Origin of the sequence: Octadecabacter sp. B2R22 (assembly GCF_018861045.1) — a bacterium.
Taxonomy (GTDB): Bacteria; Pseudomonadota; Alphaproteobacteria; order Rhodobacterales; family Rhodobacteraceae; genus Octadecabacter.
Map to the genome: position 1 here is coordinate 521,577 of NZ_JAHKQJ010000010.1, position 24,909 is coordinate 546,485.

The 24,909-nt window shown below is 55.6% G+C and carries 21 protein-coding genes; 6 read left to right on the forward strand and 15 right to left on the reverse strand.

Going from position 1 to position 24,909, the window contains the following annotated elements; translation table 11 throughout:
* Positions 1-11 precede the first annotated feature (11 nt).
* The 11 genes from KO486_RS15480 to KO486_RS15530 all read right to left on the reverse strand — a co-directional run bounded on the left by KO486_RS15480 (position 12) and on the right by KO486_RS15530 (position 12,995).
* Positions 12-1,016: an aldose epimerase family protein gene (locus KO486_RS15480; protein ID WP_216038171.1), complete on the reverse strand. Its 1,005-nt coding sequence runs from the start codon at positions 1,014-1,016 to the stop codon at positions 12-14.
* Positions 1,013-2,929 carry a beta-galactosidase gene (locus tag KO486_RS15485; RefSeq protein WP_216038172.1) on the reverse strand — a complete coding sequence of 639 codons (1,917 nt, stop codon included), beginning with the start codon at positions 2,927-2,929 and terminating at the stop codon, positions 1,013-1,015. Before KO486_RS15485 ends, KO486_RS15480 begins: the two co-directional genes overlap by 4 nt.
* The gene (locus tag KO486_RS15490) at positions 2,926-3,777 is read right to left on the reverse strand and encodes an SMP-30/gluconolactonase/LRE family protein (RefSeq protein ID WP_216038173.1); all 852 of its coding nucleotides are present in this window, start codon (positions 3,775-3,777) and stop codon (positions 2,926-2,928) included. The genes KO486_RS15485 and KO486_RS15490 overlap by 4 nt, the downstream gene beginning before the upstream one ends.
* On the reverse strand, positions 3,774-4,382 hold the full coding sequence (locus KO486_RS15495) for a 2-dehydro-3-deoxy-6-phosphogalactonate aldolase (RefSeq protein ID WP_216038174.1): 609 nt from the start codon (positions 4,380-4,382) through the stop codon (positions 3,774-3,776). Before KO486_RS15495 ends, KO486_RS15490 begins: the two co-directional genes overlap by 4 nt.
* A 2-nt stretch (positions 4,383-4,384) precedes the next feature.
* Positions 4,385-5,290: a 2-dehydro-3-deoxygalactonokinase gene (locus KO486_RS15500; RefSeq protein WP_216038175.1), complete on the reverse strand. Its 906-nt coding sequence runs from the start codon at positions 5,288-5,290 to the stop codon at positions 4,385-4,387.
* Positions 5,291-5,295: 5 nt separating this feature from the next.
* Entirely contained in the window at positions 5,296-6,066 is a 771-nt protein-coding gene (locus tag KO486_RS15505) for an SDR family oxidoreductase (protein ID WP_216038176.1), read from the reverse strand.
* Entirely contained in the window at positions 6,066-7,775 is a 1,710-nt protein-coding gene (locus KO486_RS15510; RefSeq protein ID WP_216038177.1) for an IlvD/Edd family dehydratase, read from the reverse strand. Before KO486_RS15510 ends, KO486_RS15505 begins: the two co-directional genes overlap by 1 nt.
* A complete protein-coding gene (locus KO486_RS15515) occupies positions 7,772-9,856 on the reverse strand; it encodes an alpha-galactosidase (RefSeq protein ID WP_216038178.1) in 2,085 nt (694 codons plus the stop codon). The genes KO486_RS15510 and KO486_RS15515 overlap by 4 nt, the downstream gene beginning before the upstream one ends.
* Entirely contained in the window at positions 9,853-10,701 is an 849-nt protein-coding gene (locus KO486_RS15520) for a carbohydrate ABC transporter permease (protein ID WP_216038179.1), read from the reverse strand. Before KO486_RS15520 ends, KO486_RS15515 begins: the two co-directional genes overlap by 4 nt.
* Positions 10,701-11,618, reverse strand: coding sequence for a sugar ABC transporter permease (locus tag KO486_RS15525; RefSeq protein ID WP_216038180.1), 918 nt, complete (start codon positions 11,616-11,618; stop codon positions 10,701-10,703). The genes KO486_RS15520 and KO486_RS15525 overlap by 1 nt, the downstream gene beginning before the upstream one ends.
* Before the next feature lie 120 nt (positions 11,619-11,738).
* A complete protein-coding gene (locus tag KO486_RS15530; protein WP_216038181.1) occupies positions 11,739-12,995 on the reverse strand; it encodes an ABC transporter substrate-binding protein in 1,257 nt (418 codons plus the stop codon).
* 130 nt (positions 12,996-13,125) lie between these two features.
* Here KO486_RS15530 and KO486_RS15535 point away from each other — a divergent pair, with 130 nt between their 5' ends.
* The 4 genes from KO486_RS15535 (at position 13,126) to KO486_RS15550 (ending at position 18,203) form a co-directional block, all read left to right on the forward strand.
* A complete protein-coding gene (locus KO486_RS15535; RefSeq protein ID WP_216038182.1) occupies positions 13,126-13,905 on the forward strand; it encodes an IclR family transcriptional regulator in 780 nt (259 codons plus the stop codon).
* A gap of 25 nt (positions 13,906-13,930) precedes the next feature.
* A complete protein-coding gene (ugpC, locus tag KO486_RS15540; protein WP_216038183.1) occupies positions 13,931-14,989 on the forward strand; it encodes a sn-glycerol-3-phosphate ABC transporter ATP-binding protein UgpC in 1,059 nt (352 codons plus the stop codon).
* 151 nt (positions 14,990-15,140) lie between these two features.
* Entirely contained in the window at positions 15,141-17,330 is a 2,190-nt protein-coding gene (locus KO486_RS15545) for an NADP-dependent isocitrate dehydrogenase (RefSeq protein ID WP_216038184.1), read from the forward strand.
* A gap of 135 nt (positions 17,331-17,465) precedes the next feature.
* Positions 17,466-18,203 (forward strand): SDR family oxidoreductase, encoded by a 738-nt coding sequence (locus KO486_RS15550; protein WP_216038185.1) that lies wholly within the window; start codon positions 17,466-17,468, stop codon positions 18,201-18,203.
* On the opposite strand, the gene KO486_RS15555 is transcribed toward KO486_RS15550, so the two are convergent.
* Both KO486_RS15555 and KO486_RS15560 read right to left on the reverse strand, forming a co-directional pair.
* Complete coding sequence (locus KO486_RS15555; RefSeq protein ID WP_216038186.1) at positions 18,204-19,061, reverse strand: fumarylacetoacetate hydrolase family protein; 858 nt, start codon at positions 19,059-19,061, stop codon at positions 18,204-18,206. It abuts the gene before it with no gap.
* A gap of 77 nt (positions 19,062-19,138) precedes the next feature.
* The gene (locus tag KO486_RS15560; protein WP_216038187.1) at positions 19,139-20,038 is read right to left on the reverse strand and encodes a LysR family transcriptional regulator; all 900 of its coding nucleotides are present in this window, start codon (positions 20,036-20,038) and stop codon (positions 19,139-19,141) included.
* 122 nt (positions 20,039-20,160) lie between these two features.
* Between KO486_RS15560 and KO486_RS15565 the strand changes: the two genes are divergently transcribed.
* Positions 20,161-21,660: a CoA-acylating methylmalonate-semialdehyde dehydrogenase gene (locus tag KO486_RS15565; RefSeq protein ID WP_216038188.1), complete on the forward strand. Its 1,500-nt coding sequence runs from the start codon at positions 20,161-20,163 to the stop codon at positions 21,658-21,660.
* 20 nt (positions 21,661-21,680) lie between these two features.
* The gene (locus KO486_RS15570) at positions 21,681-22,826 is read left to right on the forward strand and encodes an acyl-CoA dehydrogenase family protein (protein WP_216038189.1); all 1,146 of its coding nucleotides are present in this window, start codon (positions 21,681-21,683) and stop codon (positions 22,824-22,826) included.
* Here the strand turns inward: KO486_RS15570 and KO486_RS15575 are convergent.
* Both KO486_RS15575 and KO486_RS15580 read right to left on the reverse strand, forming a co-directional pair.
* Positions 22,823-23,932, reverse strand: coding sequence for an N-acetylglucosamine-6-phosphate deacetylase (locus KO486_RS15575; protein ID WP_216038190.1), 1,110 nt, complete (start codon positions 23,930-23,932; stop codon positions 22,823-22,825). The genes KO486_RS15570 and KO486_RS15575 overlap by 4 nt on opposite strands.
* Complete coding sequence (locus KO486_RS15580) at positions 23,925-24,827, reverse strand: ROK family protein (protein WP_216038191.1); 903 nt, start codon at positions 24,825-24,827, stop codon at positions 23,925-23,927. Before KO486_RS15580 ends, KO486_RS15575 begins: the two co-directional genes overlap by 8 nt.
* Positions 24,828-24,909: the final 82 nt, after the last annotated feature.

The window sequence follows — 24,909 nt, forward strand, 5'->3', positions numbered from 1 at the left end:
CCCCCGTTGCGTTAGGCCGGTTGGGTAAAGCTAAATTGTGACACTTGCCGGTAGACATCGTCTGGATGCAGTTCAGCGGATGGAAATAACGGATTGTGCGGCGCGTCGGGCCATAACTGCGGTTCAATCGCTAAGCCTGAACGCGGGCCGTAGGTTGTCCCGATTAGTCCGGCAGCATTGGCACCGCCAATACCCTGCCCATCATAGATCTGTAGGCCGGGTTCGGTTGTCGCCACCAGCATCGTAACTCGTCCGTCTGCGCCTGTCAGCTCGGCTGCAGGATGGAGGTCGCGCCTTTGGTCCGATAGGCAAAAATTGTGGTCTAACCCATTCGAAGGCTCAACCGACCTGCCTGATCTGAAATCAAAGCGAGTATTAATGACGTCCGCGATGTCTCCTGTTGGGATACCATCCGGCTCAACGGTTAAATACTCGCCCGCCAATACACGAAGCCGATGGCCATCGATGGTTCGCCCGCCATCCAGATTGAAGTAACTGTGATGGGCGAAACTGCACAGGGTCGTTGCGGTTGTGGTCGCTGTGATTTCGATCTCAAGGGTTTGGGCTGGCAGAATTCGGTAGATCGCTTGCACGTCCATCGAACCGGGAAACCCCATGTGGCCATCGGCAAGGCGGGTTTCGAATTGCACATGGGTTGACGAGTGTTCCGCGACTTCCCAATTCAGTGTTGCCGTTCCATCATGCCCGCCGTGAATGTGGTGGCCTTCGGTTGTGTTGCGATCCATCAGGTGGGGCTGACCTGCGATATCTGCCACGCCCCCCTTTAGACGATTGGCAAATCGGCCAACTGTTGCACCAAAGTAATTGGGGTTCTTCAAGTAGGGTTGCAGGCTGGGGTACCCAAGCACCAACGGGCTGTTGTGCCCCGCAAGCCGTAAATCTTGCAAGGTTGCACCCTGTGATATCAGACAGGCGCGAAGCCCGTCGCGTTCAATAGAGATGCGTTGCACCTCCGACCCGTCGGCCGCGACGCCAAAGACCTCAACGTTGGTCACGGCAGATTTGGTGCGGTCTGTCGCACAACTCCAGCGGGCTCAATGGATATCCCGTCAACGGTGACGGGGTGGGCGTTATAATTGAACCAGAACCGCTCAGCGCCGCAATCGCGGATCCGCACGCCGTCAGGTAGGGTAACTGTTGTAACGCCAGCGGCTGCGCAAACATTGCCAATCACCCGCTGAAGGCCCGCGAGGTCCAACCACGCGCCGAGGTACGTGACGGCCCCGTTGGACATTGCGACAGCCGCGCCGTTTTCAGTACTTTCAACGATGGTTGCGGTTCCTTCCAAGGCTTCCATGTAGCAGTGGGAATTGCCGCCACCTTTTAATGGGATCGGCAGGTCGGGCCGCAGGCTTTCGACGTAGGAGACCGTGACGTCCAAATTAGGAATGCTGGGGGGCAGGGGGATTGGAATTGCCATATTCGCATCGCGCGCGCCGCTACGTGGTCCGATAAGGACTTGTGCGCTTGATCCCGTTAGGGCCGCTTTCAAGTCATCGCTCATGTGCATCAAGCCCGGCGCGAGGATCACTTTGTATCCAGCAAAGTCAGCGCTATCTGCGCGTAGGATATCCACCGATAGGCCAAGGCTGCGTAGGGCGCGGTAGGTGTCAAAAACCAGCCCGAAATAGCTGAGTCCCTCACCGTGTGGTTGGGTTGCCCATGCGAAATCGGCGTCATAGTCAAAGATCAGGGCGATTGGGGCTGGGGATTGGACTACGTCTGGCGCGTCTTTCAATTCCGCGGCGACCTGCATGGCCTCGCCCATTGCTGGTGCATCCGCACTATCAGGGCGCAACATCCCTGCATGCATCTGTTCCTGTGCAAATGGGGCCTGACGCCAGCGGAAATAGCAAACCGCTTCGGCACCGTGCGCAAAGGCTTCCCATGACCACAGGCGGACCATGCCTGGTAGCGGCGCGGGGTTATAAGGCGCCCAGTTCACGGGGCCGGGCTGCTGTTCCATGACCCACCAACGCCCCTTACCGACGGCGCGATACAGATCGTGGTGCAATGCCTGAAAATCTGGATCGCCTTGCCGCGCGAAAGTGCGCTGGCGTTCCGCATCTGCGCCGACGCGATCTTCTAGAAAGCCCAGTGGATAGCTGTCCCACGTCGCGATTTCGAGGTCGTCACCAACTTTGAAATGGTCGAAATCCGTGATCCGGCCCATGTAGTTATGTGAAATTGGAGCACCAGAATGAGCGCGTATGATATCGGTTTGTATCCGATTGAACGCCACAACTTGATCGGAGCTAAACCGCCGAAAGGCCAAAGCGTGTGACGGGTTGGGTTCAGTGACCGTCAGGTTGGGTAAATCGATCTGATCGAAGCGGTCGTAGTCCATCGACCAAAACACATTCCCCCACGCCAAATTAAGCGCTGCGATATCGCCATTGAACTGCGTATGAAGCCACCCCTGAAATGCAACACGGGCCGCATCGCTGTATGAAATGGTGGTGTCGTGGCAACCGTATTCGTTGTCGGTTTGCCATGCGGTGACATGTGGGTTTTTACCGTATCGTTCTGCCAGTTTAGTAACGATGGTTGCGCAGTCTTTTTTGTACCCTTCGTGGCTAAAACAGTAATGGCGGCGCGACCCGAATTTGCGCGGGCGACCTTCGACATCGACGGCGATCATGTCAGGGTGGCGGTCAATCATCCAACGCGGCGGGGTAGCTGTTGGTGTGCCAAGAACGACCTTCAGGCCAACGGCGCCAAGAACCTCGATCGCGTCATCGAGCCAGCCGAAATCATATTGGCCCGCGACAGGTTCCAGCCGTGACCACGCAAATTCGCCGATGCGAACCCACGTAAGGCCGGCCTCAACCATGCGCCGTGCATCGTCTTCCCAGATGTCGCGGGACCAATGTTCTGGGTAATAGCAAGTGCCTAGAGTTCGTTTCATGTCAGTATCACGCGATGTTCTGGCTGACCTTTCTGGCCGAGCTGTGTGAAAAAGGTTTGGCCCTGTGTATCGGAAGGGGCGTGCATGCCCTCGGCCGCGGTTGTGGCAAAGAGCGTCGTAAAATCTGTTCCGCCGAATGCAGGGCAAGAGACTTGTTCAGCAGGCATGTCGACATGCAGCATTTCACGCCCCTGCTTGTCATAGCAGGTAACGCGGGATGCGCCCCATTGAGCGTTCCACAGGTTGCCGTCGGCATCAACAACGGCCCCGTCCGGATTGCGGCCTTGGGGTGTCAAATCGACATGCAGGGACGGTTTTCCGTCGGGCCAACCATCAGCCCCAAGCGGTTGGCGCATAATTTGGCGGGTGGGGGTGTCCGTGAAATACGCAAATTCACGATCCGGCGAAAAGCAGATCGCATTCGGAATCGTTAGACCGTCAAACAGCGTGCGAAGTTCGCCATTGTACCAGCGATAGATTGCGCCAGCCTTGGGTTGGGCCTGTTTTCCCATCGTTCCAATCCAAAACCCACCCCATGGGTCAGCGCGGCCATCGTTTGAACGTGTCAGCGGGTTTTCGGGTTCGAGCGGGCAGCGTGGTTTGGACGTTCCAGTTTCAATGTCGAATTCGAAAAGCTCGATATCGCTGGCGATCAGAAGGGTATCGTGGTCAATCCAGCCGGCTGCCGACACATGGTGGTCAAATCGCCAAACCATCTCAACGTCATCAACCCGACTAAGAAGCCGCTTATTGTTGATATCAAACCAAAACAGCTGGCCGCGTTCTGGGTGCCAAAGGGGGCCTTCACCCAGCGAACAGGGGCGTGGATCATAGACCGTGGCAGTCATGCCCCAAAAACTTCGTCGTAGGTCTTAACCATGTGCATAGCTCGCTCGCGAACCTCAGCAGCCGTAAATCCCGGCTTGTAGAGCGCACTGCCAATACCAAACCCATCGGCGCCAGCGGCTTTCCAGTCGGCGAAGTTTTCAGGCCCTGCGCCGCCCACGGCAAGAACTTCGGTGCCCGTTGGCAGCACTGCGCGGATCGCTTTGACACCATCAGGTCCGATCAAGGTACCAGGGAAAAACTTCAATCCATCCGCGCCATGACGCAAAGCGGTAAAACATTCGGTCGGTGTCAAAACCCCTGGAAACGACAACATGCCTGCGGCCTTGGTTGCTTCGATCACCTGAGGATTACAATCGGGCGAAACCACGAGTTCACCGCCGGAGTTTTTCAATCGGGTGACATCATCCGTTGTCAGTACAGTGCCAGCCCCGATTAGCGCGTCATTTCCGTAAGCACGTGCCATCTGCTGAATGCTGTCAAAGGGATCGGGGGAATTGAGCGGAACCTCAATCTTGGTGATGCCGCAGTCGATAAGAGTTTCAGCGATTTCCATCGCTTCGTTCGGTTTGATTCCGCGCAGGATCGCGACGATGTTGCGGGTCATTTTTAGGAGTCCTTCCAACTGGCGTATGCGGCTTTGAGGCCAAGAAGCGTCATGTCGTCGCCGGTGTAAATTTCAGAGGGTGCGCCCTGTTGATCAAGGGCGGTTTTATAAAGTTGGGCCAACGTGGGATCGCCGATCAGTGCGATCTCTCGGCCAAGCCAATAGGGTTTCGCACCTGCGAGTTCGAGGCCAATCAATAAGCCAGACAAACTTGATTTTGCGGTGGTCGAGGTCATGTCATTGAGCAGCGTTTCCGCACGCAAACCAAACAGCCGTGCCGCAAGGTTCTGTGGCCTGCTGAGTGTGTCGTCCACAGCGGTTAAAAAGCTGTCGTTGTCCCAACCGTCGCTTTGGGCGGAATGGCGCAAGACAGATTGCTCGGACAAAAGCCCAAACATCTCACCGCTCATGTAGGTTGAGAAACTGACAACCTCGCCAGCACTGATGTGCACCCATTTTGTGTGCGTGCCTGGCAGGCAAAGAACGCCGTCAAAATCGGGGCGCTGGGATAGGAAACCTGCAATCTGTGTTTCTTCACCACGCATAACGTCGGCAGGATTGGACTGCATCATTCCAGGTAAGATAACTGGGGCGATGCGCGGATCATTTGGCGTGACGATCGTCGCCTCCGCGACAGACGGCGGAACGGCTGGGACGGAAACGTATGCGGCTTCTTGCCAACCCTGTCGCGCACCGACCATGCCGCAGCAAATCACGGGTGTTGGGTTATCGCCCAAATAGGGTGCGATCAGGTCCAAGAGGGCCGGTTCAAACTGATCTGGTGTCAGGCTTCCCATACCTTGGTCTGAGCCCAGTTGCGCGATCAAAGCGTCGCCCGCACCAAACACCCAAGCGCGCAGATTGGAAGTTCCCCAATCCACCGCAATCCATGTTGCCGTCTCTGTCATGTGATTTACCCCGTTGTCACAACGCCGCCGTCAACGACAAGCGACTGACCTGTCATCATTCGGCTAGTATTAGACGCCAAAAATAGAACGGCATCCACCATATCCTGCGGCGCAAGCGTGTCTTTAAGACACTGACGATCAAGGTGCCCTGCGAGGGCTTCGGGTGTGACCCACATTTCCTTTTGCTTGTCCGTCAAAACCCACCCCGGCGCGAGAGCGTTAACGCGAATTTTGTCAGGACCGAATTCCCGCGCGAGCGAACGGGTCATCCCGTTGATGCCCGAATTGGCCGTGGTGTAGGACGGGTAACCTGTGTTGCCCATCATGTAACTGATCGAGGTAAAGTTGATGATAGATCCACCACCCGCCGCGCGCATGCCGTCGATCACCGCCTGACAGGCAAAGAAGTATGCCTTGAGGTTGACGGCTTGCGACCAGTCCCAGAATTCTTCGTCGACCTCTGCTGTCGTGTGGCGTTTGTCATTGGCGGCATTGTTAACCAGAACGGTAACAGGGCCATGGGCCTCGGCGGCCTGTGCGATGCAGGATTTCAAACGTGAAATGTCGGTGATATCGCACTGCATATAAAGGGGGCGCACCCCGTGTTTCTGTTCCATTTCATCGGCAAAATCAGTCGCATCAGATCGCTGAACAAATGCCACTTTGGCCCCTTGCGCCATTAGCCCGTCCGTTAGAAACGCACCAATGCCGGAACCGCCACCGGTGATGAAAACACTTTGACCCGCTAGGTCATGAAAGGTTGCTGTTTGGGTCATTAGTGGCTCTCTCTTGTGACGGGGCGCGTGTCTTTTCCAACGAGAAAATCAAGGTCTGCGCCTTGGTCGGCTTGCAACACATGATCAACATACATCTTGGCATAGCCACGTGTGTAGTGGGGTTCTGGGGGCGTCCAAGCGGCGCGGCGTTTCGCCATGTCTGCGTCAGACACGAGAAGTTCGAGGACACCGCCTTTGGCTGAAATGCGGATGCGATCGCCTGTTTGCACGAACGCAAGCGGCCCACCTGCCGTGGCTTCGGGGGCAACGTGCAAAATGACTGTGCCAAATGCTGTGCCGGACATGCGGGCGTCCGACACTCGGATAATGTCGCGAACACCCTTTTTGACCAGCTTGGCTGGCACTGGCATATCGCCGACTTCAGGCATCCCAGGGTATCCCTTGGGGCCGCAGTTCTTCAGGACGAGGATGGTGTTTTCATCGACAGGCAAATCGTCTCGGTCGATATTGGCTTTCAGGTCTTCGATTGTTTCAAATACATAGGCTTCGGCCTCGTGTTCCAGCAGGTGATCTGACGCAGCAGACGGTTTGACGATTGCGCCATTTGGGGCAAGGTTGCCCCGCAAAACACGCAGGCCAGCAGCGGGTTTTAGCGGCTCGTCATAAGCAAAAATCACATCGCGATTAAAGCATTCGGCGTCCTCGTAATAGGTTGAGATGTCTTTGGACATGACCGTATTCGCAGGCCGCAACTTCGCGGATAATTCCTTTAGAACCACGGGAACGCCGCCAGCATAGCAGAAGTCCTCCATCAAGTATTTTCCCGATGGCATGCAATTGACGAGCAAGGGGATTTCCCCGCCGATTTCGAAATCTTCCAGTGTTAGATCAATGCCGACACGACCTGCCAGCGCCAAGAGGTGAATGACCGCATTGGTTGACCCGCCAAGTGCTGCGTTGGCGAGGATGGCATTCTCGAAGCTTTCTTTGGTTACAACGTCTGATAGCTTTACGTCTTCTTCGACCATCTCGACGATGCGTTTTCCGGTGAGGTGTGCCAATGCCATGCGGCGCGCATCCACAGCGGGAAGGGAGCCGTTCATCGGCAGCGCCAGTCCCATCGCTTCGGTCAAGGACGACATCGTTGAGGCCGTGCCCATGGTCATGCAAACGCCCTTGGATCGGCTCATGCCTGCTTCGGTGGCCATGAAATCCTTGAGCGTCATATCGCCCGCTTTGACGTCCATCGCGAATTTGCGTACGTCGGTTCCCGACCCAAGATCGCGGCCTTTCCATTTGCCGTTCAACATAGGACCTGAACTCACCACGATGGTCGGCAAATCGACTGACGCCGCCCCCATTAGCTGCCCCGGAGTTGTCTTGTCGCAGCCGCCAAGCAAAACCACGCCGTCCATCCCGTAAGCGCGGATGGATTCTTCGACGTCCATTGCCAACAGATTGCGAAACAGCATGGCGGTGGGTTTCATCTGTGTTTCACCAAGGCTCATCACAGGGAATTCTACGGGGAACCCGCCGGCTTCCCAAACCCCACGTTTCACGCCTTCGGCCAGTTCACGCAGGCCCGAATTACATGGTGTCAGTTCTGACCATGTGTTGCAGATGCCAATGACAGGTCGCCCATCAAAAGCATGGTCAGGAAACCCTTGGTTCTTCATCCAAGAACGACGAATGAACCCGTCCTTATCGAGCATTCCATACCAGGCGCGGTTGCGGCGGTCTTTGGTCATACCAAGGTTCCTTCGACAACCCACATGGTATCAGGAAAGGACCATGGCAGTGTTAGGCCGTGTGCCATCAGATAGCCGCCACTTAGAACCAGCGGGCCGGACTTCAAGGCTTGATCCCCGCGCGACAATGCTACGGCATCGCTACGGTTGACCAATTCGATGCGATACTTGGCGTCGGGCGTCAGGCGGGTGAGGGGCAGTGGACGCGGTGAAATTTGATCCGATGTCGCTGCTTTACCAGCAAACACTACGAACTTTTCGCCGCCTTCAGACAAATGCTGTTCTGCAACGATGGCGTCATCTGGGCTGTCGAGGCGCAATATATCAGCGCGGTAGGTCCAATCGCGGTTGGTTTTCCACCAGCTGGTGACGTCTTTCAGAACACCGGCTTCCTCGTCCGTCAGTTCCCGTGGGTCCATTTCAAACCCCATATGGCGCTGGGCGGCGACCCAAGCACGGAACCGGATATCCATGATGCGTCCGGAGGTGTGGCATTTGCGCGGACCGACGTGGCTGCCAGTCACAGCCATGGGCAAGAAAATCGCAGCGTTGTGCTGCATCTTCAACCGCTCCAAAGCATCGTTGCTATCGCTGAGCCATACGCGGTGAGTGCGGGATAGAATGCCAAAGTCGATCCGCCCGCCACCAGAGGCACAGCTTTCGATCTCAACATCAGGAAACGCAGCGCGAAGCCGGTCGATCAATTCATATGATCCCCGCGTTTGGGCTGCGTCGGGCATTGGTAGAACGCGGTTGTGGTCCCATTTAATGTATTCGATGTCGTTATCGCGCAGCACCGCACTGATCCGATCAAACAAAAAGTCCCGCACATCTGGCAGTGCCATGTTCAAAGCCATTTGTTGGCGGCCAAGGATTTGATCCTCACTGCCGAGTGCCCAATGCGGATTGGCGCGGAACACGTCTGAGTCTGGGTTGATCATTTCTGGTTCAAACCAGATGCCAAACGTCATACCGAGGCCGTGAATGTGATCAATCAGCGGCGTCAGTCCATCAGGGTATTTGCGTGGGTCAACTTCCCAATCTGACAAGGCTTGGGTGTCGTCATCGCGGTTTCCGAACCAGCCATCGTCCAGCACGAACCGTTCAGCGCCAAGGGCTGCTGCCCGGTCAGCAATGTCTTTCAGTTCGGGAAGATTGTGATTGAAATAGATCGCTTCCCAGCAGTTGTAATGCACAGGCCGGGGGCGGTCAGGATTGGGAAACGTAACGGTCTCATCGCGCAGGTGGCGTTGGAAAGCGACCCCGCACCCGTTGATCCCATCATCCGAAAACACAGCATAGAGCGGTGCAGTCTCAAATCGAGTCTTGGGTTCGGTTTCCATGCGTGCAGCGTGACCGAACTGAATTTGGCGACGTCCATCGGGTAATTCTTCGGCCACCATTCGGTGCCCGCCTGACCATCCGTAATGGAACGCGTAAGCGTGGCCTTGCGTGTTGGTCGCCCCGCGGCAAGGCACGATCAGCCCCGGAAAGTGTTCATGCCCTGTGCGTCCAGTTCGGTTTTCGCGATACCGAATGCCTGCAGACCACGGCGTGCGGTTCAATTGAAACTCACCACACCAACGGCCCGCGACATCGATCATTTCGTCAGATTGCTGCGAACCTGGGAAAACTGGCGCACTGAGCCAGTGAAGATGAACGGGCGCGGATGCCTCAAGGGTGGCTTGCGCCTCGATCATGTGCGTGCGCGGGTGGATCGAAAATCGCGCGGTATAGGTCAGCGCATTCGTCGTGTCCGTATACACCAACGACAAACCGTGTGTGGTTTCCACCGCCTCACTAAAGCAGAACTTTGGCAACAGGGGCGTGCCATCTGTGGCCCGTGCAATCAGTCCGGGTTGCCCCGGAAAACTGCGGGTCGCTTCGGGGCACAAGGACAGTTCTGGATTGCTGTCCAGCATGCCGCCCGTCACATCAATCGCGTGCGCGTTGTACACAGTTGTCAGGTCTTCGTCATCCGGCAGGCGCGGGCCCCAATAGACCACCTCAGCGAGGCGGTCTTTGTGGGATCCGAGCACCAGCGATTGACGGCTGTCATCCAGTCGCCAGCATTGGATCATTTTACGGCTCCGAGAGTTAGGCCTGCGATGAAGTGTTTCTGCATGAGAAAGAACATCGCCACAGGTGGCAGTGCAGCGACGATGCTGCCTGCTGACATCAAATGATAGGCTGCGCGAAACTGACTGTTAAAGGATGTAATACCGGCAGTAACGGGTTGGCTGTCTGGACCTTGGGTCAAAACGATCGCCCAGAAATAGTCGTTCCAGATGAAGGTGAAGATCAACACAGCAAGGGCTGCCAGCGCGGGTTTCATCAGCGGCAAGACCACGAAAAGGAAGATGCGCCATTCTCTCACGCCCTCAACTCGGGCGGCTTCGATCAGGGCGAACGGCAAGGCGCGGATGAAGTTGCGCATAAAGAGCGTGCAGAACCCTGTTTGAAAGGCCACATGAAACAAGACCAACCCTAGTTTTGTATCGTAAAGGTTCAGCGACAACGTCAGGTCGCGCACAGGTACCATCAAAATCTGGAACGGAACGAAGTTGCCTGCGATGAACATGAAGAAGATCAATAGGTTGCCGCGGAACTTATAAACACCAAGCGCAAACCCAGTCATCGATGATAAGATGATGCAGCCGATCACGGTTGGAACGGTGATCAGCACAGAGTTCCACAAGTATCGTGGCATGTCGGATTCAAAGAACACCTTGCCATAGTTGGTGAAGAACTCGAACGACGATGGCAGGCCCCAGTAGTTACCGTTGACGAAATCTGCTTCCGGTTTGATCGAAAATACAGCGACTGCGATCAATGGCAAAAGCCAGACAATAAGCGTCAGTGGCAATAAGACCTGATACGTGATCTGCCAGCGGCGTGATGACTTTTCTAAAGGTTTGGGAAACATCAGCGCACGCCCTTTTCGTCTTGGTACATCGACCACAAGAAGTAGGCGATGAAGATGAGCATAATGAAGAACAGCACAACCGCGATGGCGGCGCCGTAGCCCATGCGGAACCCGAATTCGGACAGGGATTCTTCGAACATGTAGAACGACAGCACGCGGGTGGAGCCGAAGGGGCCACCGTTGGTCATGACGGCGATAAAATCGAACGAGCGCAGCGCGCCGATGATGGTGACGACGAAGGCGATGAAAGTCGCTGGCTTCAACTGCGGAATGATTACGTACCACAGCATTTTGTGACCCTTTGCGCCGTCCAAACGGGCGGCTTCGACCTGTTCGGGGTCAACCGCGTTTAGGCCCGTGAGGTAGAGGATCATACAATATGCGGTTTGCGGCCAAAGCCCTGCAGCGATGATACCGTAGGTCGCCGTGTTAGGGTTGCCCAACACACCACCTTTGATATCGATCCCCACGAGACCGGTGATCACATCAAATAACCCGTCATTAGGCAGGTAAAACCAAGAGAACACCAAGCCGACGACCACTTGTGAGATCACGAACGGAAAGAAGAACAGCGATTTATAAAGTCGGATGCCACGAACAGTTTGGTTCAGGAATAACGAGATCGACAGGCCCATTGGGATTGCCAGCAGATACAGCACCAGCCACTTGAGATTGTTCCAGAACGAGGTCTCGAATTTGCGATCTCCGCCCAGCAGGCGTTCATAGTTTGCGGTTCCCACCCATGTCTTTTCACCCAGCCCGTCCCATTCATGGAAGGAAATCCAAACCGATTGAAAGATTGGGATAATCACATAGAACGCGAAAAAGAGAATGCCGGGCAGAAGGAAGAGCCACGGCGTCACCGCAATCTCGTTTCGTCTGTACCAGCTTCTGTTTTGAGTGGTGGCCGTTGCCATTGGGTGTCTCCTGACGGGTCAACGCATGTGAAAGACGCGACGCGCGGCTTGCAGATAGGTTGGGTTTGGATGTGATGTGGATAGGGTGGGCGGGCCACTTTGGCCCGCCCGAATAGACGCTTACTGGTAGACGCGCTGACGCGTGTCTTCGAGGCGCTCAAGGATGTCGTCCAGATTGTCTGGGAACACCATGAATTCCTGCAGGCCTTCCATGCCGACCGATGCCATCTCCGCTGGGAAATCGCGATCGAAGAACTGCATGATACCGCCAGATGCGTTGTTGGACAGCATCTCAAAGCCTTCCTGAATGAACTTGTCATCAGAAACGGCTGCTGCTGCGTTCACAGGTAGCTGACCAAGGGCGTCGCCACCGTTGATCGCGGATTGAACGTCAGGTGAAGTCACGTAAAGCAGGAACGCTTTGGCCGCTTCAACGTTCTGTGCACCGCTTGGGATGTGGAACGTATCTGTTGGCGCGTCTTCAGCTGGTGCAACATCAGGGTTGATCTGTGGGAACTGATAAAAGTCCAACTGTTCATCTGTCAGGCCGCCGTCGCGCATCGCAGCAACTGCAAAGTTACCCATCAGGTAGGATGCGGCTTCACCGTCCACCATGAATGGCAATGCTTCTTGCCAGCTGTAGGCTTGGTGGTCTTCGATAAATGCGCCCATATCGATAAGCGTGCGCCAGTTGGCGAATGTTTCGCGAACACGATCATCGGTCCACTCAACTTCGCCATTGGCGAGCTGGATGTGGAAGTCATATCCGTTGGTGCGGGAGTTGATGTAGTCGAACCAACCGCCTGCGGTCCAAAGGTATTTGGAACCGATGGTGTAGCAAGCACGGCCAGAATCGACGATCACCTGACAGTTGGCAATCTCTTCGTCCCAAGTTGCGGGTTCGGAAAGGCCAAGCTCTTCGAAGATGTCTTTGCGGTAGTAAACGCCCCATTGGTAGTATGTGTACGGAACGCCCCATTGAGCGCCGTTCAACGTCATCGCACCTTTTGTGGATGCCAGATCTGCCATTGCAGGGTCTTCCCACAAATCAGAAATGTCCATGAACAGGCCCGCGTCGACGTATGGCGTCATACGTGTTGCCGCGTACCAGTTAACAACGTCTGGCGCATTGGCTGTCAGCGCGTTGCGAATTTGTGTTTTCCAAGCTTCGCGATCAACGATCTCCAGCTCGACGTTAAGGTCTGGGTGCATTGCACCAAAGTCAGCAGCAAGGCCTTCCATCACCGCGCGTGGCGCAGGGTTGGACATGTCAGAGACGATGCGAAGATCGCCAGAAAGCGACTGAGCGGACGCGCCGCCCGCTAGAATGGTTGCAGCAGATAGCGCCGCTATTGTTCCCTTGAATATTTTGCTCATGGTGTCCTCCCCGACACGTTTCAGATAGTGAAATGCAAGTTTGCATGTTGCAACATGAACATAATTGCCCTAGTTTTGTCAACAGCAACATTGCCCGTCGGGATCTGGGCAAAGGGGAGGGGTTGGACATATGTCGACTGGGACAGCCGGAAGCGGAACAGTCAAAAAAGCACTCGAGGTTCTCGAGTTGGTGGCCTCGTTTGAGAGGCCCGTACGCTTTCCTGAAGTTCTTGAAATGTCTGAATTTCCCAAGGGGACTCTCTATCGGTTGATGAAGTCTTTGGTGGAACAATCGATGTTGTCGTTTGATGCCGAAGATCAGACGTACAGCCTTGGTGTTCGCCTCATTCGACTTGCTCATGCCGCTTGGAAAAACGCGTCATTGGCGCCCATCGCTAGACCGTTCATCGAATCGCTGGCAGCGAATGTGGGAGAGACAATCCACCTCGCTCAAGTGGATCATGGGCAGGTTTTGTTCATTGATAAGATCAAACCACCAGAGAGCCCTGAGACCCTCGCGCGGACCGGAAAAGTGGCTCCTGCGTATTGTACGGGTGTCGGTAAGGCGATGCTGGCGTTTATGGCACCCAAACGTCTGGAACTCGCGCTGCAACAGCAGGCCTACTTTAAATACACCCCCGCGACCCATGCATCAGCCGAGACGTTATTGCAGGAATTGCAACAGATCAGAGACGAAGGCATTTCGTTTGACCGCGAAGAACATGAGCAAGGCACAATTTCTATTGCGGCCCCAATTTTATCCGAGAATGGCAGGATGTTGGGGGCGGTCTCTATTGCGACGTCCACGTCCCAGCATTCTCTCGAGACGCTTTGCGAATTCCGTGAGCCTCTCCTCGATGTCACTCAAAAGATAGGCGCTGAGGCTTCGTCCTGGCAGTTCCCGTCTTAACTAGCTTCAATAAAGGAATACGATCATGTCTGGTGTAACACTTCAGAACGTAATCAAACGCTATGGCGATGTTCAGGTGATCCATGGGATCGATCTGGAAATCAAGGATGGTGAGTTCTGCGTCTTTGTAGGGCCATCGGGCTGTGGCAAGTCGACATTGCTGCGCATGGTTGCGGGCCTTGAAGCAACCACCGGAGGTTCAATGGCGATTGGTGAGCGGGACGTCACTGCGATGGATCCGGCCGAACGTGGTGTTGCGATGGTTTTCCAGACGTACGCTCTTTATCCGCATATGACGGTTAAGGATAACATGGGGTTCGGGTTGAAAATGAACGGCCATCCAAAGGCCGAAATCAAAGAGAAGGTCGCGGAGGCCACCCGCATCCTAAAGCTTGAAGAATACCTCGACCGCAAACCCGCCGCTTTGTCTGGCGGTCAGCGCCAGCGTGTATCCATCGGGCGTGCGATCGTTCGCGGCCCGGAGGTGTTCTTGTTTGATGAACCGTTGTCCAACCTCGACGCCGAATTGCGCGTAGAAATGCGGGTCGAGATCGCGCGGCTTCACAAAGAGATCGGTGCGACAATGATCTACGTGACGCACGATCAAGTCGAGGCAATGACCTTGGCAGACAAGATCGTCGTGCTTCGCAGCGGCCGGATCGAACAGGTCGGCGCACCGCTGGACCTTTATCGTGACCCTGACAACAAATTCGTTGCAGGGTTTATCGGCTCACCTGCGATGAATTTCTTGGACGGTGTGGTGAAGAACGGTCAAGTTGAGGTGCCCGGTTTGCAGGTCAGTGTCAGCGTTCCCGTCACGCTCCCAGCCGAAGGAACCGAGGTGACTTTGGGCGTCCGTCCCGAACATATCCAGATTGATCCAGCTGGTGATACGCACAATATCGACCTGACCGAAGCGTTGGGGGGAACGTCCTATGCCTACCTGATGTCGTCGACGGGTGAAAAGATCATCGTAGAAGAACACGGGGATGATCGTTCGCTTGCGGGTGGGCGCGTTGGCATCACGTTCCCTGCGGAACGCACGATGTTGTTTGATCGCAAGACTGAAGCGCGGCTGCGATAACGCCTTAGCGCGGTTAATTTAGTGTGGTCTGGCTGCGTTTCGCGACAGGGTGATGCAAATTGCCGCGTGGCATCCGTATACAACGGTATACTGTAGACCTTTGCGGTTGCGTCGGCTAATAAGCCGTCAAACGTCATGCAAGGGGATTCCTATGTCAGATATCATCTACACCAAAGTCGACGAAGCGCCAGAACTGGCCTCCGCGTCGTTCCTGCCGATCATTCAAAAATTCGCCGCTGCTGCTGGCGTGACTGTTGGCACCAAAGACATCAGCCTTGCTGGCCGCGTCTTGGCAACATTCCCAGAGAAGCTGACCAAAGAGCAGTTTCAATCCGATGACCTAGCCGAACTGGGCCGTCTGGTGAAAACACCAGAAGCAAACGTCATCAAGCTCCCGAATATCTCCGCATCTGTTCCACAGTTGAAAGCCGCGATTGCTGAACTTCAGGCCAAAGGCTTTGACGTTCCGAATTACCCAGATGCGCCAAGCACCGTAGAAGAAAAAGACATTCAGTCCCGTTACGACGGCATGAAGGGCTCCGCTGTGAACCCTGTCTTGCGTGAAGGCAACTCTGACCGTCGCGCGGCCAAGGCCGTTAAGACATTTGCACAAAACAACCCGCACCGCATGGGTGAGTGGTCCGCCGACAGCAAGACCAAAGTATCGTCCATGTCCGGCAATGACTTCTTCTCCAACGAAGTCTCAGCGACGCTCGATAAAGAAGCGACTGCAAAAATCGTTCTTGTCACAGACGCTGGCGAAACAGTCCTCAAAGAGGGCGTTTCCTACCCAGCAGGCACCGTTGTTGACGCAACATTCATGAGCGCCGCTTCGCTGAACGAATTCCTTGCCGCTCAGATCGAAGAAACAAAGGCCGACGGCACATTGTTCTCTTTGCACATGAAAGCAACGATGATGAAGGTCTCCGACCCGATCATCTTTGGTCACGCGGTAAAAACATTTCTCGCGCCTGTCTTTGAAAAGCACGGCGCAGCGATGGCTGATCTGGGTGTGAACCCGAACGCTGGTTTGGGCGATCTGTTGGCCCGTGTTGACGGCAACGCAGAGATCAAAGCAGACATCGACGCCTGCATCGCATCCCGCCCACCGATGTACATGGTTGATTCCGACAAAGGCATCACCAACTTGCACGTCTCTTCTGACGTTATCATCGACGCCTCCATGCCAGCCCTGATCCGCGCAGGCGGCAAAGGCTGGGGCCCGGATGGCAAAGAAGGCGACAGCAACTGCGTCATCCCAGACAATTCCTATGCACCTGTCTATGACGAGACCATCAAGTTCTTTAAAGAGAACGGTAAACTGAACCCTGCAACTGCAGGCACTGTTCAGAACATCGGTCTGATGGCGCAAAAAGCGGAAGAGTACGGCTCCCACCCGACAACGTTCGAGATGGCCGAGGCTGGCACCGTAAAGATGATCCTTGATGACGGCACAGTCCTGCACGAGCACAAGGTAGAAGCAAACGACATCTGGCGTTCTGCGTCTGCGCGCAAAGCGCCGATCGAAGACTGGGTAAACCTTGCGATTGATCGTCAAAAGGCCGAAGGCTGCGAAGCGATCTTCTGGCTGGATGCGAACCGCGCCCACGATGCTGAACTGATCAAATACGTCACGCCAATCCTTGAAGCAAAAGGCGTGGCAGACAAGTTCACCATCATGGCCCCACGCGAAGCGACACGCGCGTCACTGGAAACCATCACTGCGGGCAAGAACTCCATCGCGATCACAGGCAACGTTCTGCGCGACTACCTGACGGATTTGTTCCCGATCCTCGAACTGGCGACTTCCGCAAAGATGCTCTCCATCGTGAAATTGATGAACGGTGGCGGGTTGTTTGAAACCGGCGCTGGTGGTTCTGCACCTAAGCACGTTCAGCAGCTGGTCGAAGAAAACCACCTGCGTTGGGACAGCCTTGGCGAATTCTGTGCGTTGGGCGAAAGCCTGCAGTTCTTGGCGGATGCCAAGGGCAACGACAAGGCCCGCGTTTTGGGTCAGGCCGTTGATGCTGCAACACAAGGCATCCTCGACAACAGCCGTTCACCGTCCCGTAAGGTTGGTGAGCCTGACAACCGTGACAGCCACTACTGGTTTGCACGCTACTGGGCCGAAGCCCTAGCAGCGCAGAACAGCGACGCTGACATGGCTGCGCATTTCGCACCAATCGCAACAGCGCTTGCTGACGGCGAAGAGGCGATCCTCGCGGAACTGGCAGCAGCACAGGGCGGCGCGGCTGATCTAGGCGGCTACTACCGCACAGACACTGCAAAAACAGAAGCAGTTATGCGCCCGTCCACGACGTTGAACGCCATTATTGGCTAAGCCGTTAGACACTTAAATTAAGGCCGCGCGTTCACATCGAACGCGCGGCCTTTTTTGTTTGGGTCGTTCTTCAAAGTGTGATGGAAGTTGTTTGCCGCCTCACATAGGCTCCCTTCAAGATAAGGGAGAGATGAGATGGCAAGACTTTCAGGAAAAACCGCTTTGGTCACAGGTTCGGGGCAGGGGATCGGCCGCGCAAGTGCGCTCGCGATGGCAGCAGAGGGCGCACGGGTCATTGCAACGGATGTGAACCCCGAGACACTGGCCGCAATGGCCGATGAAGGGTTTGAAACCCATCGGCTGGATGTCTGTGATCCAACAAGTATTGCCGAAGCTTTGGACGCGTTGCCCGCTCCGGATGTGCTGTTTAACTGCGCGGGGTTTGTGGCATCAGGAACGATTTTGGACTGTGACGAAGACCAGTGGGAAGCATCTCTCGGGCTAAACCTGACGGCGATGTACCGGATGTGCCGCGCATTTTTGCCAAGTATGATCGCCAATGGCGGCGGATCGGTGATTAACATGTCGTCTGTCGCATCATCCATCATCGCAGCGCCCAATCGGTTCGTCTACGGCACGACCAAAGCGGGCGTTATCGGGCTGACAAAATCTATCGCAGCTGATTTCATCACCCAAGGCATTCGATGCAATGCGATCTGCCCGGGAACCGTCGAAAGCCCGTCATTGGAAAAACGGCTCGCGGATACGGGTGACTACGACAAAGCCCGAGTGGACTTTATCGCGCGCCAGCCCATCGGACGTATCGGTTCAGCCGAGGAAATCGCGGCATTGGTGACCTATTTGGCCTCAGATGAAAGCGGATACACCACGGGTGTTGCCCATGTCATCGATGGCGGTTGGGCAAACGTCTAATCAATCAGCCTTGCGCACTGATTGAGTTTGAACACCCAGACCGTCAATCCCTAGGCGCATCGTTTCGCCACCCTTCAGGTATTTCTGCGGTTTCAGGCCCATCCCCACACCGGGGGGCGTACCTGTTGAAATCAGATCACCTGGTTGCAGGCTCATGAACTGCGAACAATAAGAAATCAGGTGCGGAACTTTGTAGACCATTGTCGATGTGGACCCGTTTTGATGGCGCGTGCCGTCCACTTCGAGCCACATCGCGAGGTCGTCGTGATCGCCAGCTTCGTCCGGGGTCACAAGCCATGGGCCAATGGGGCCGAATGTGTCGCAACCTTTGCCCTTATCCCAAGTGCCTGCGCGTTCAATTTGGTAGGCGCGTTCTGACACATCATTGATAACGCAGAAGCCCGCCACGTGGTCCATCGCGTCAGCCTCATCGATGTAGGATCCACCCTTACCGATGACGATGCCCAGTTCAACTTCCCAGTCGGTCTTCTCAGATCCGCGGGGAATGACGACATCATCGTCAGGGCCAACAATGGATGACGTCCATTTGCTGAAAATCACAGGCTCTGGCGGCACTTCAAGACCGCTTTCAGCGGCGTGATCGGCGTAGTTCAAGCCGATGCAGACGAACTTGCCTGATCGGGCGACGCAGGCCCCAAGGCGCAGGCCCTCTTGCGGGGTGCCGTCCACGACGGGCAAGGTTGAAACATCCAAACCCTTAAGGCGCGCAATTGTCTCTGGCAGCAAAGCATCGCCTGCGATGTCATCGACATGCCCCGACAGGTCACGCACACGACCGTCAACATCTAGGCAACCGGGTTTTTCTTGGCCGATCGGGCCGTAGCGCAATAATTTCATGGGATCCTCAGGTGTTGGTGTTTCTTGTCCGCATCTTTCTGGAACGCAGAGAGCGGCAATGCAAGGAACATGCAGAACTATATTGCCTGCGCTTCAAGTCGTTCAACTTCGCTTCGCAATCCGCTGACGAGCGCCTTAGCAAAGCGCGCCAAACGCTGGTTTCGTTGATCGTCTGCATGGCGGATCAGATAGAATGAACGGGTGAGGCTGATGTCATCGGTCAAAATACGCCGCACGTCCTGCGTTGCGGGCAGCGAAAAGTCATGCATGACACCCACGCCACCTGCTTGTTGGATCATGTTGACCTGCACGGAAACAGAATTGGACGCCATCGGCACGCGGCTTTGTCCAAGTTCAGCAAGATAATCCAATTCGCGGTCAAAAATCATATCGGGGATATAGCCTACCATCCGATGTGATTTGAGATCCGCGACATTGGAAATCGGCGGGCGGGACTCAAGGTAGCGGGTCGATGCGGCCAAATGCAGTTTGTAGTCCGTTATTTTTTGCACAACCAAACGGCCGGCCGTTGGGGCGCTTACGCCGATGGCCATATCAGCTTCGCGGCGGGATAGATTAAAGACACGGGGCAGGGCGACAATCTGGATGTCGAGCTCTGGGTTGTCCTCAACGATGTGCGCGCAAACCTGCGGCAAGACAAAGTTCGCACAGCCATCGGGTGCGCCGATCCGGATTTGCCCACTAAGGTGGTCGCTTTGGTCCGCGACGTCTGCTGTCGCGAGGATCATCGCCTGTTCGGCGGCTTCGGCGCGGGTGAACAGTTGTTCACCTGCCGTGGTCAACGCGTAGCCTTGCGGTGATTTTACAAACAACGCGACCTGTAATGCCTTTTCCAGCCGCGCCACACGCCGGCCCAATGTGGCGGGGTCCAAACGTACGACCTTGCCAGCACCCGACAAGCCCTGTTCGCGGGCGACGGCTAGAAATAGCCTTAGATCATCCCAGTTGTGTGCCACGTCGGTTTCCAATTCTCTGTCAGTCGCGTTTTGCAAAAATGCAAAGCTGTTTTGAAATCTTGCCCCTTTCGCAGGTCTTTTTGCAAGGGTATCGTTGTGCTAAATCTCAAAGGAGCACGGCAATGCAAGAACTCACGCACTTTATGAACGGCGCCCACGTCAAAGGGACCTCTGGTCGTTTTTCCGATGTTATGAACCCGGCAACTGGTGAAGTGCAGGCGAAATGCCCGCTGGCCAGCGCCGAAGAGATGGACCAAGCGGTCAAGTACGCACAAGCCGCGCAACCAGCGTGGGCTGCCACTAACCCACAACGTCGCGCCCGCGTTCTGATGAAATTCGTCGGGTTGTTGAACGACAACATGGACAAACTTGCAGAAGCCCTGAGCCGCGAGCACGGTAAGACCCTGCCTGATGCGGCTGGCGATGTGCAGCGTGGCCTTGAAGTGGTTGAATACTGCATCGGTGCGCCAGAACTGCTTAAGGGCGATTTCACAGATAGCGCAGGCCCCGGCATTGATATGTATTCCATGCGTCAGGCGTTGGGCGTCACCGCTGGTATTACACCATTCAACTTCCCTGCGATGATCCCGATGTGGATGTTTGCGCCCGCCATCGCGTGTGGCAATGCGTTTATCCTAAAACCGTCCGAACGTGATCCGTCCGTTCCTTTGATGTTGGCTGAACTTTTGGAAGAAGCCGGACTACCAAAAGGTATTATTCAGGTCGTTAACGGCGACAAAGAAGCTGTTGACGCAATCCTGCATCACGACGTGATCCAATCAGTTGGCTTTGTTGGGTCAACACCGATCGCTGAATATATCTACTCAACAGGGTGTGCCAACGGCAAACGCGTTCAGTGTTTCGGTGGTGCGAAAAACCACATGATCATTATGCCGGATGCTGACATGGATCAGGCTGCTGATGCGCTGGTTGGTGCTGGTTACGGTGCGGCAGGCGAACGCTGTATGGCGATTTCTGTTGCGGTTCCAGTGGGCGACGAAACCGCGGATCGCTTGATCGAAAAATTGGTGCCACGTATCGAAGCGCTCAAAGTTGGCCCTTATACATCCGGCGCGGATGTGGATTACGGCCCCGTCGTTACTGCCGCAGCCAAGGCGAATATTGAACGTCTCGTGCAAACTGGCATCGATCAAGGTGCTGAGCTGGTCGTTGATGGACGCGATTTCAAATTGCAGGGCTATGAGGACGGCTATTTCATCGGGCCGCACCTTTTTGATAAAGCCACCAAAGACATGGACATCTACAAGCACGAGATTTTCGGCCCTGTGCTGACCTGTGTCCGTGCTCAGTCCTACGAAGAGGCAATCGGCCTCGCGATGGATCATGAATACGGCAACGGTACCGCGATCTATACGCGCGACGGTGATGCGGCTCGCGATTTCGCGAACCGGATCAATGTCGGCATGGTCGGGATCAACGTACCGATCCCAGTACCTTTGGCCTATCACACCTTTGGCGGCTGGAAGAAATCTGTGTTCGGCGATTTGAACCAGCACGGGCCGGATGCGTTTAGATTCTATACACGCACCAAAACAGTCACCGCTCGTTGGCCGTCAGGCATCAAAGAAGGCGGCGAATTTTCAATCCCAGTGATGGAATAATAACCGAAAAGGAGGGCGTCATGGACTTTGCATTAACTGAAGAACAGACCGCGATATTCGACATGGCCTATCAGTTTGGCCAAGAACACATCGCGCCCTTCGCTGCGGATTGGGAAAAACAAGGCACTATCCCTAAAGAGCTGTGGCCGATGGTGGCGTCTCTGGGTCTTGCTGGGTGCTACGTCTCTGAGGAGTACGGCGGATCTGGTCTGTCCCGACTGGATGCAACGATGGTGTTTGAAGCCCTTTCTATGGCTTGCCCGTCGGTCGCCTCGTTCATTTCGATTCACAATATGTGTGCAGGGATGATCGACAAATTCGGGTCCGAGAGCATGAAATCCGAATGGCTTCCTAAACTATGCAGCATGGAAAAGATCGCGTCCTATTGCCTGACAGAACCGGGGTCTGGATCGGACGCGGCAGCGTTGCGCACAAAGGCGGAAAAGAATGATGCGGGCTATGTGCTGTCAGGCACCAAGGCGTTCATTTCCGGCGGCGGCTATTCTGACGTCTATCTTACCATGGCGCGCACAGGTGAGGACGGCCCGCGTGGCATTTCCGCTGTCTTGGTCGAAGACGGCACTGATGGTCTGTCGTTTGGTGCCTTAGAGGAAAAAATGGGCTGGCGGGCGCAACCGACACGGCAAGTGCAATTTGATGCCTGCGCAGTGCCTGCCGCCAATTTGGTTGGCGAAGAAGGCCGTGGTTTCAGCTATGCAATGGCGGGTCTTGACGGCGGTCGATTGAACATCGCTGCGTCGGCATTGGGGGGCGCACAGGCCGCTTTGGATGCGGCGCTGACCTATACCGGTGAGCGTAAGGCGTTCGGTAAAACCATCGATCAGTTCCAAGCCTTACAGTTCAAGCTGGCCGAGATGGAGATCAAGCTTCAGGCGGCGCGGGTGTTCCTGCGTCAGGCCGCGTGGAAGTTGGATACAAGCGCCCATGACCGCGTAAAACACTGCGCCATGGCGAAAACGTTTGTTACGGATGTTGCGTTTGATGTGACCAATGACGCGCTGCAACTTCATGGCGGTTACGGGTATTTGTCAGACTACGGGATTGAAAAAATCCTGCGGGATTTGCGGGTTCACCAAATTCTTGAAGGCACCAATGAAATCATGCACCTCATCGTGTCGCGCCAGATGTTCGAAGACCGCGGTTAAGCGACCGCGCTAAGGGGGCCTTGAAAGTCGAGGCTCGGCGACAACAATATAAGGTCTGCGATGTTGCGTCCGATGATCGTCGCAAGGTCGGGCCTTTCGATGAATGTCGCAGGTGTCGTTATGGCCATTCGCAGCGCTGCTTGTAGGTCTAGTCCAACATCACGCACCAATCGCTGAACCCCTTCAGCTTGGGACACATGTGCGCCCGCAAGGTTGCCCTCTGCGTTGACGAGCTTGCCCTCTTTCACGGAGATCGTGTTGCCGTAGAGATTGAAATGATCAGGCCCTCCGACCGTCGCCATCGCATCCGAGACGAGAAACATCCGGTCAGGGCAGGGACGTGCGCGGATCGCCAGTCCTAGCATTTCGTTGGACACATGGTGACCGTCGCAAATGATGCCAGTGTGGCACTCCGAATTGATTAAGGCCCCGACCGCACCGGGCGCGCGGCCCGTCATCTGGGACATGGCATTGAACAAGTGGGTCCCGCAGGTAGCGCCTGCATCAATAGCAGAGATGATCGTTTGCGCCGATGCATCCGTGTGGCCCAAGGACACTATGGCCCCCGTTGCGGCCAGCGCTGAAATCTGGGCCGGCTGTGCGGCCTCAGGCGCGAGGGTGATCTTCACGGGCATTCCCAATGCGCGTAGTTTTGCAATGATATCCATCGTGCGATCATCCAGATCGCGAATGAAATCGGCGGAATGCGTTCCACGACGTGCCACTGAAATATGCGGCCCTTCGATGTGCAATCCGATGATGCCATTTTGCCCAAAGGCGGCAATTGCGGCGTTCGCGGCTTGGTCCAAAACATCTGGGCGATCGGTGATGACGGTTGGCAGTATGGCGACTGTGCCCAGACCACGATGGGCCGCTGCGATGGATCTTAGCCCGTCTTTGGTCGGGGTGCTATTGACCATAACGCCGCCACCGCCATTCACCTGCAGGTCGACGAAACCAGGTGTCAGGGTGCCGCGAAACGTCAGTGCCGACCTTGGCGCGGGCGCGATTTCAGTTACTATTTGATCTTGCACGCGCACGGCCAAACCGTCGTGCAACGCTGTGCCATCAAAAAGCTGGTCTGGGGCGATCCATGTATCAGTCATTTGCGTTTTGCCATGCGGCATAGGCCGCTCCTCTTGCGCCACTGGCGTCCCCGCCTTGGGCTAAAACGATTGGGGGAATTGCAAAATCACCGATCTGGGCGTCGCGTGTCGTTCGTGCCAGATCATCTGTGATGGATGCAATATTGCTGAGCCCGCCTGCCAAAACAATGACATCAGGATCAGTGGTCAAAATAAGGTTTCGCAAAAGATCGGCGGCCAATGTGAGCCAGACCAGCCAGACCCTCACAGCATCAGGTGTGCCTTTCGCCGCGATCTCGTGGGTTGTCATGGTAGTTCCAGTCAGGGCCAACGCCAGACGTTCCATGCCCGGACCGGATACATAAGTTTCAACACAGCCGACGGCGCCGCAACCACAAGGTACCAATGGCAACCCGTGTTGTGCCACAAGGTCTGCGGGCAGGGACGTATGGCCGAACTCTCCGCCGGTGTGGGTTGCGCCAGATCGCAGCTTGCCATCAACCGCGATCCCGCCACCGATGCCCGTGCCAAGGATCACGGCCATAACCGTCGCATGGGCTTTGCCAGCGCCGAACACAGCTTCTGACAAGGTGAGAGCGCGGCTGTCATTGATGTAGGTTACATCCCGTCCAAGGGCGCGTGCGATGTCCGTATGGATTGTCTGGCCATTGGCGCAGATATTTGCAGTCAGGGCTTTGCCTGTGTGCGGATTGATCAGGCCAGCCGCTCCGATCCCGATGGGTCGTTTCGTCCCTGCTGTGTCGTCCGCCCAAGCCACCAAATCGGTAATAGAGGTCAGCAGCGGGGCATAATCCTTTGGTGTTTCAACGCGCCGTTTGGCCTCGACCTGCCAGTCCGCATCAAAAATCTGCGCTTCAATTTTCGTGCCGCCAAGATCAAGCCCAATCGCAGTCATGGCGCAGCCTTAAGGCAGGCGAAATCCACCAGGAGAGAAGGCCCAATTCTTGTGGAACGTTGCATTTTCATTTGTGCGCCTT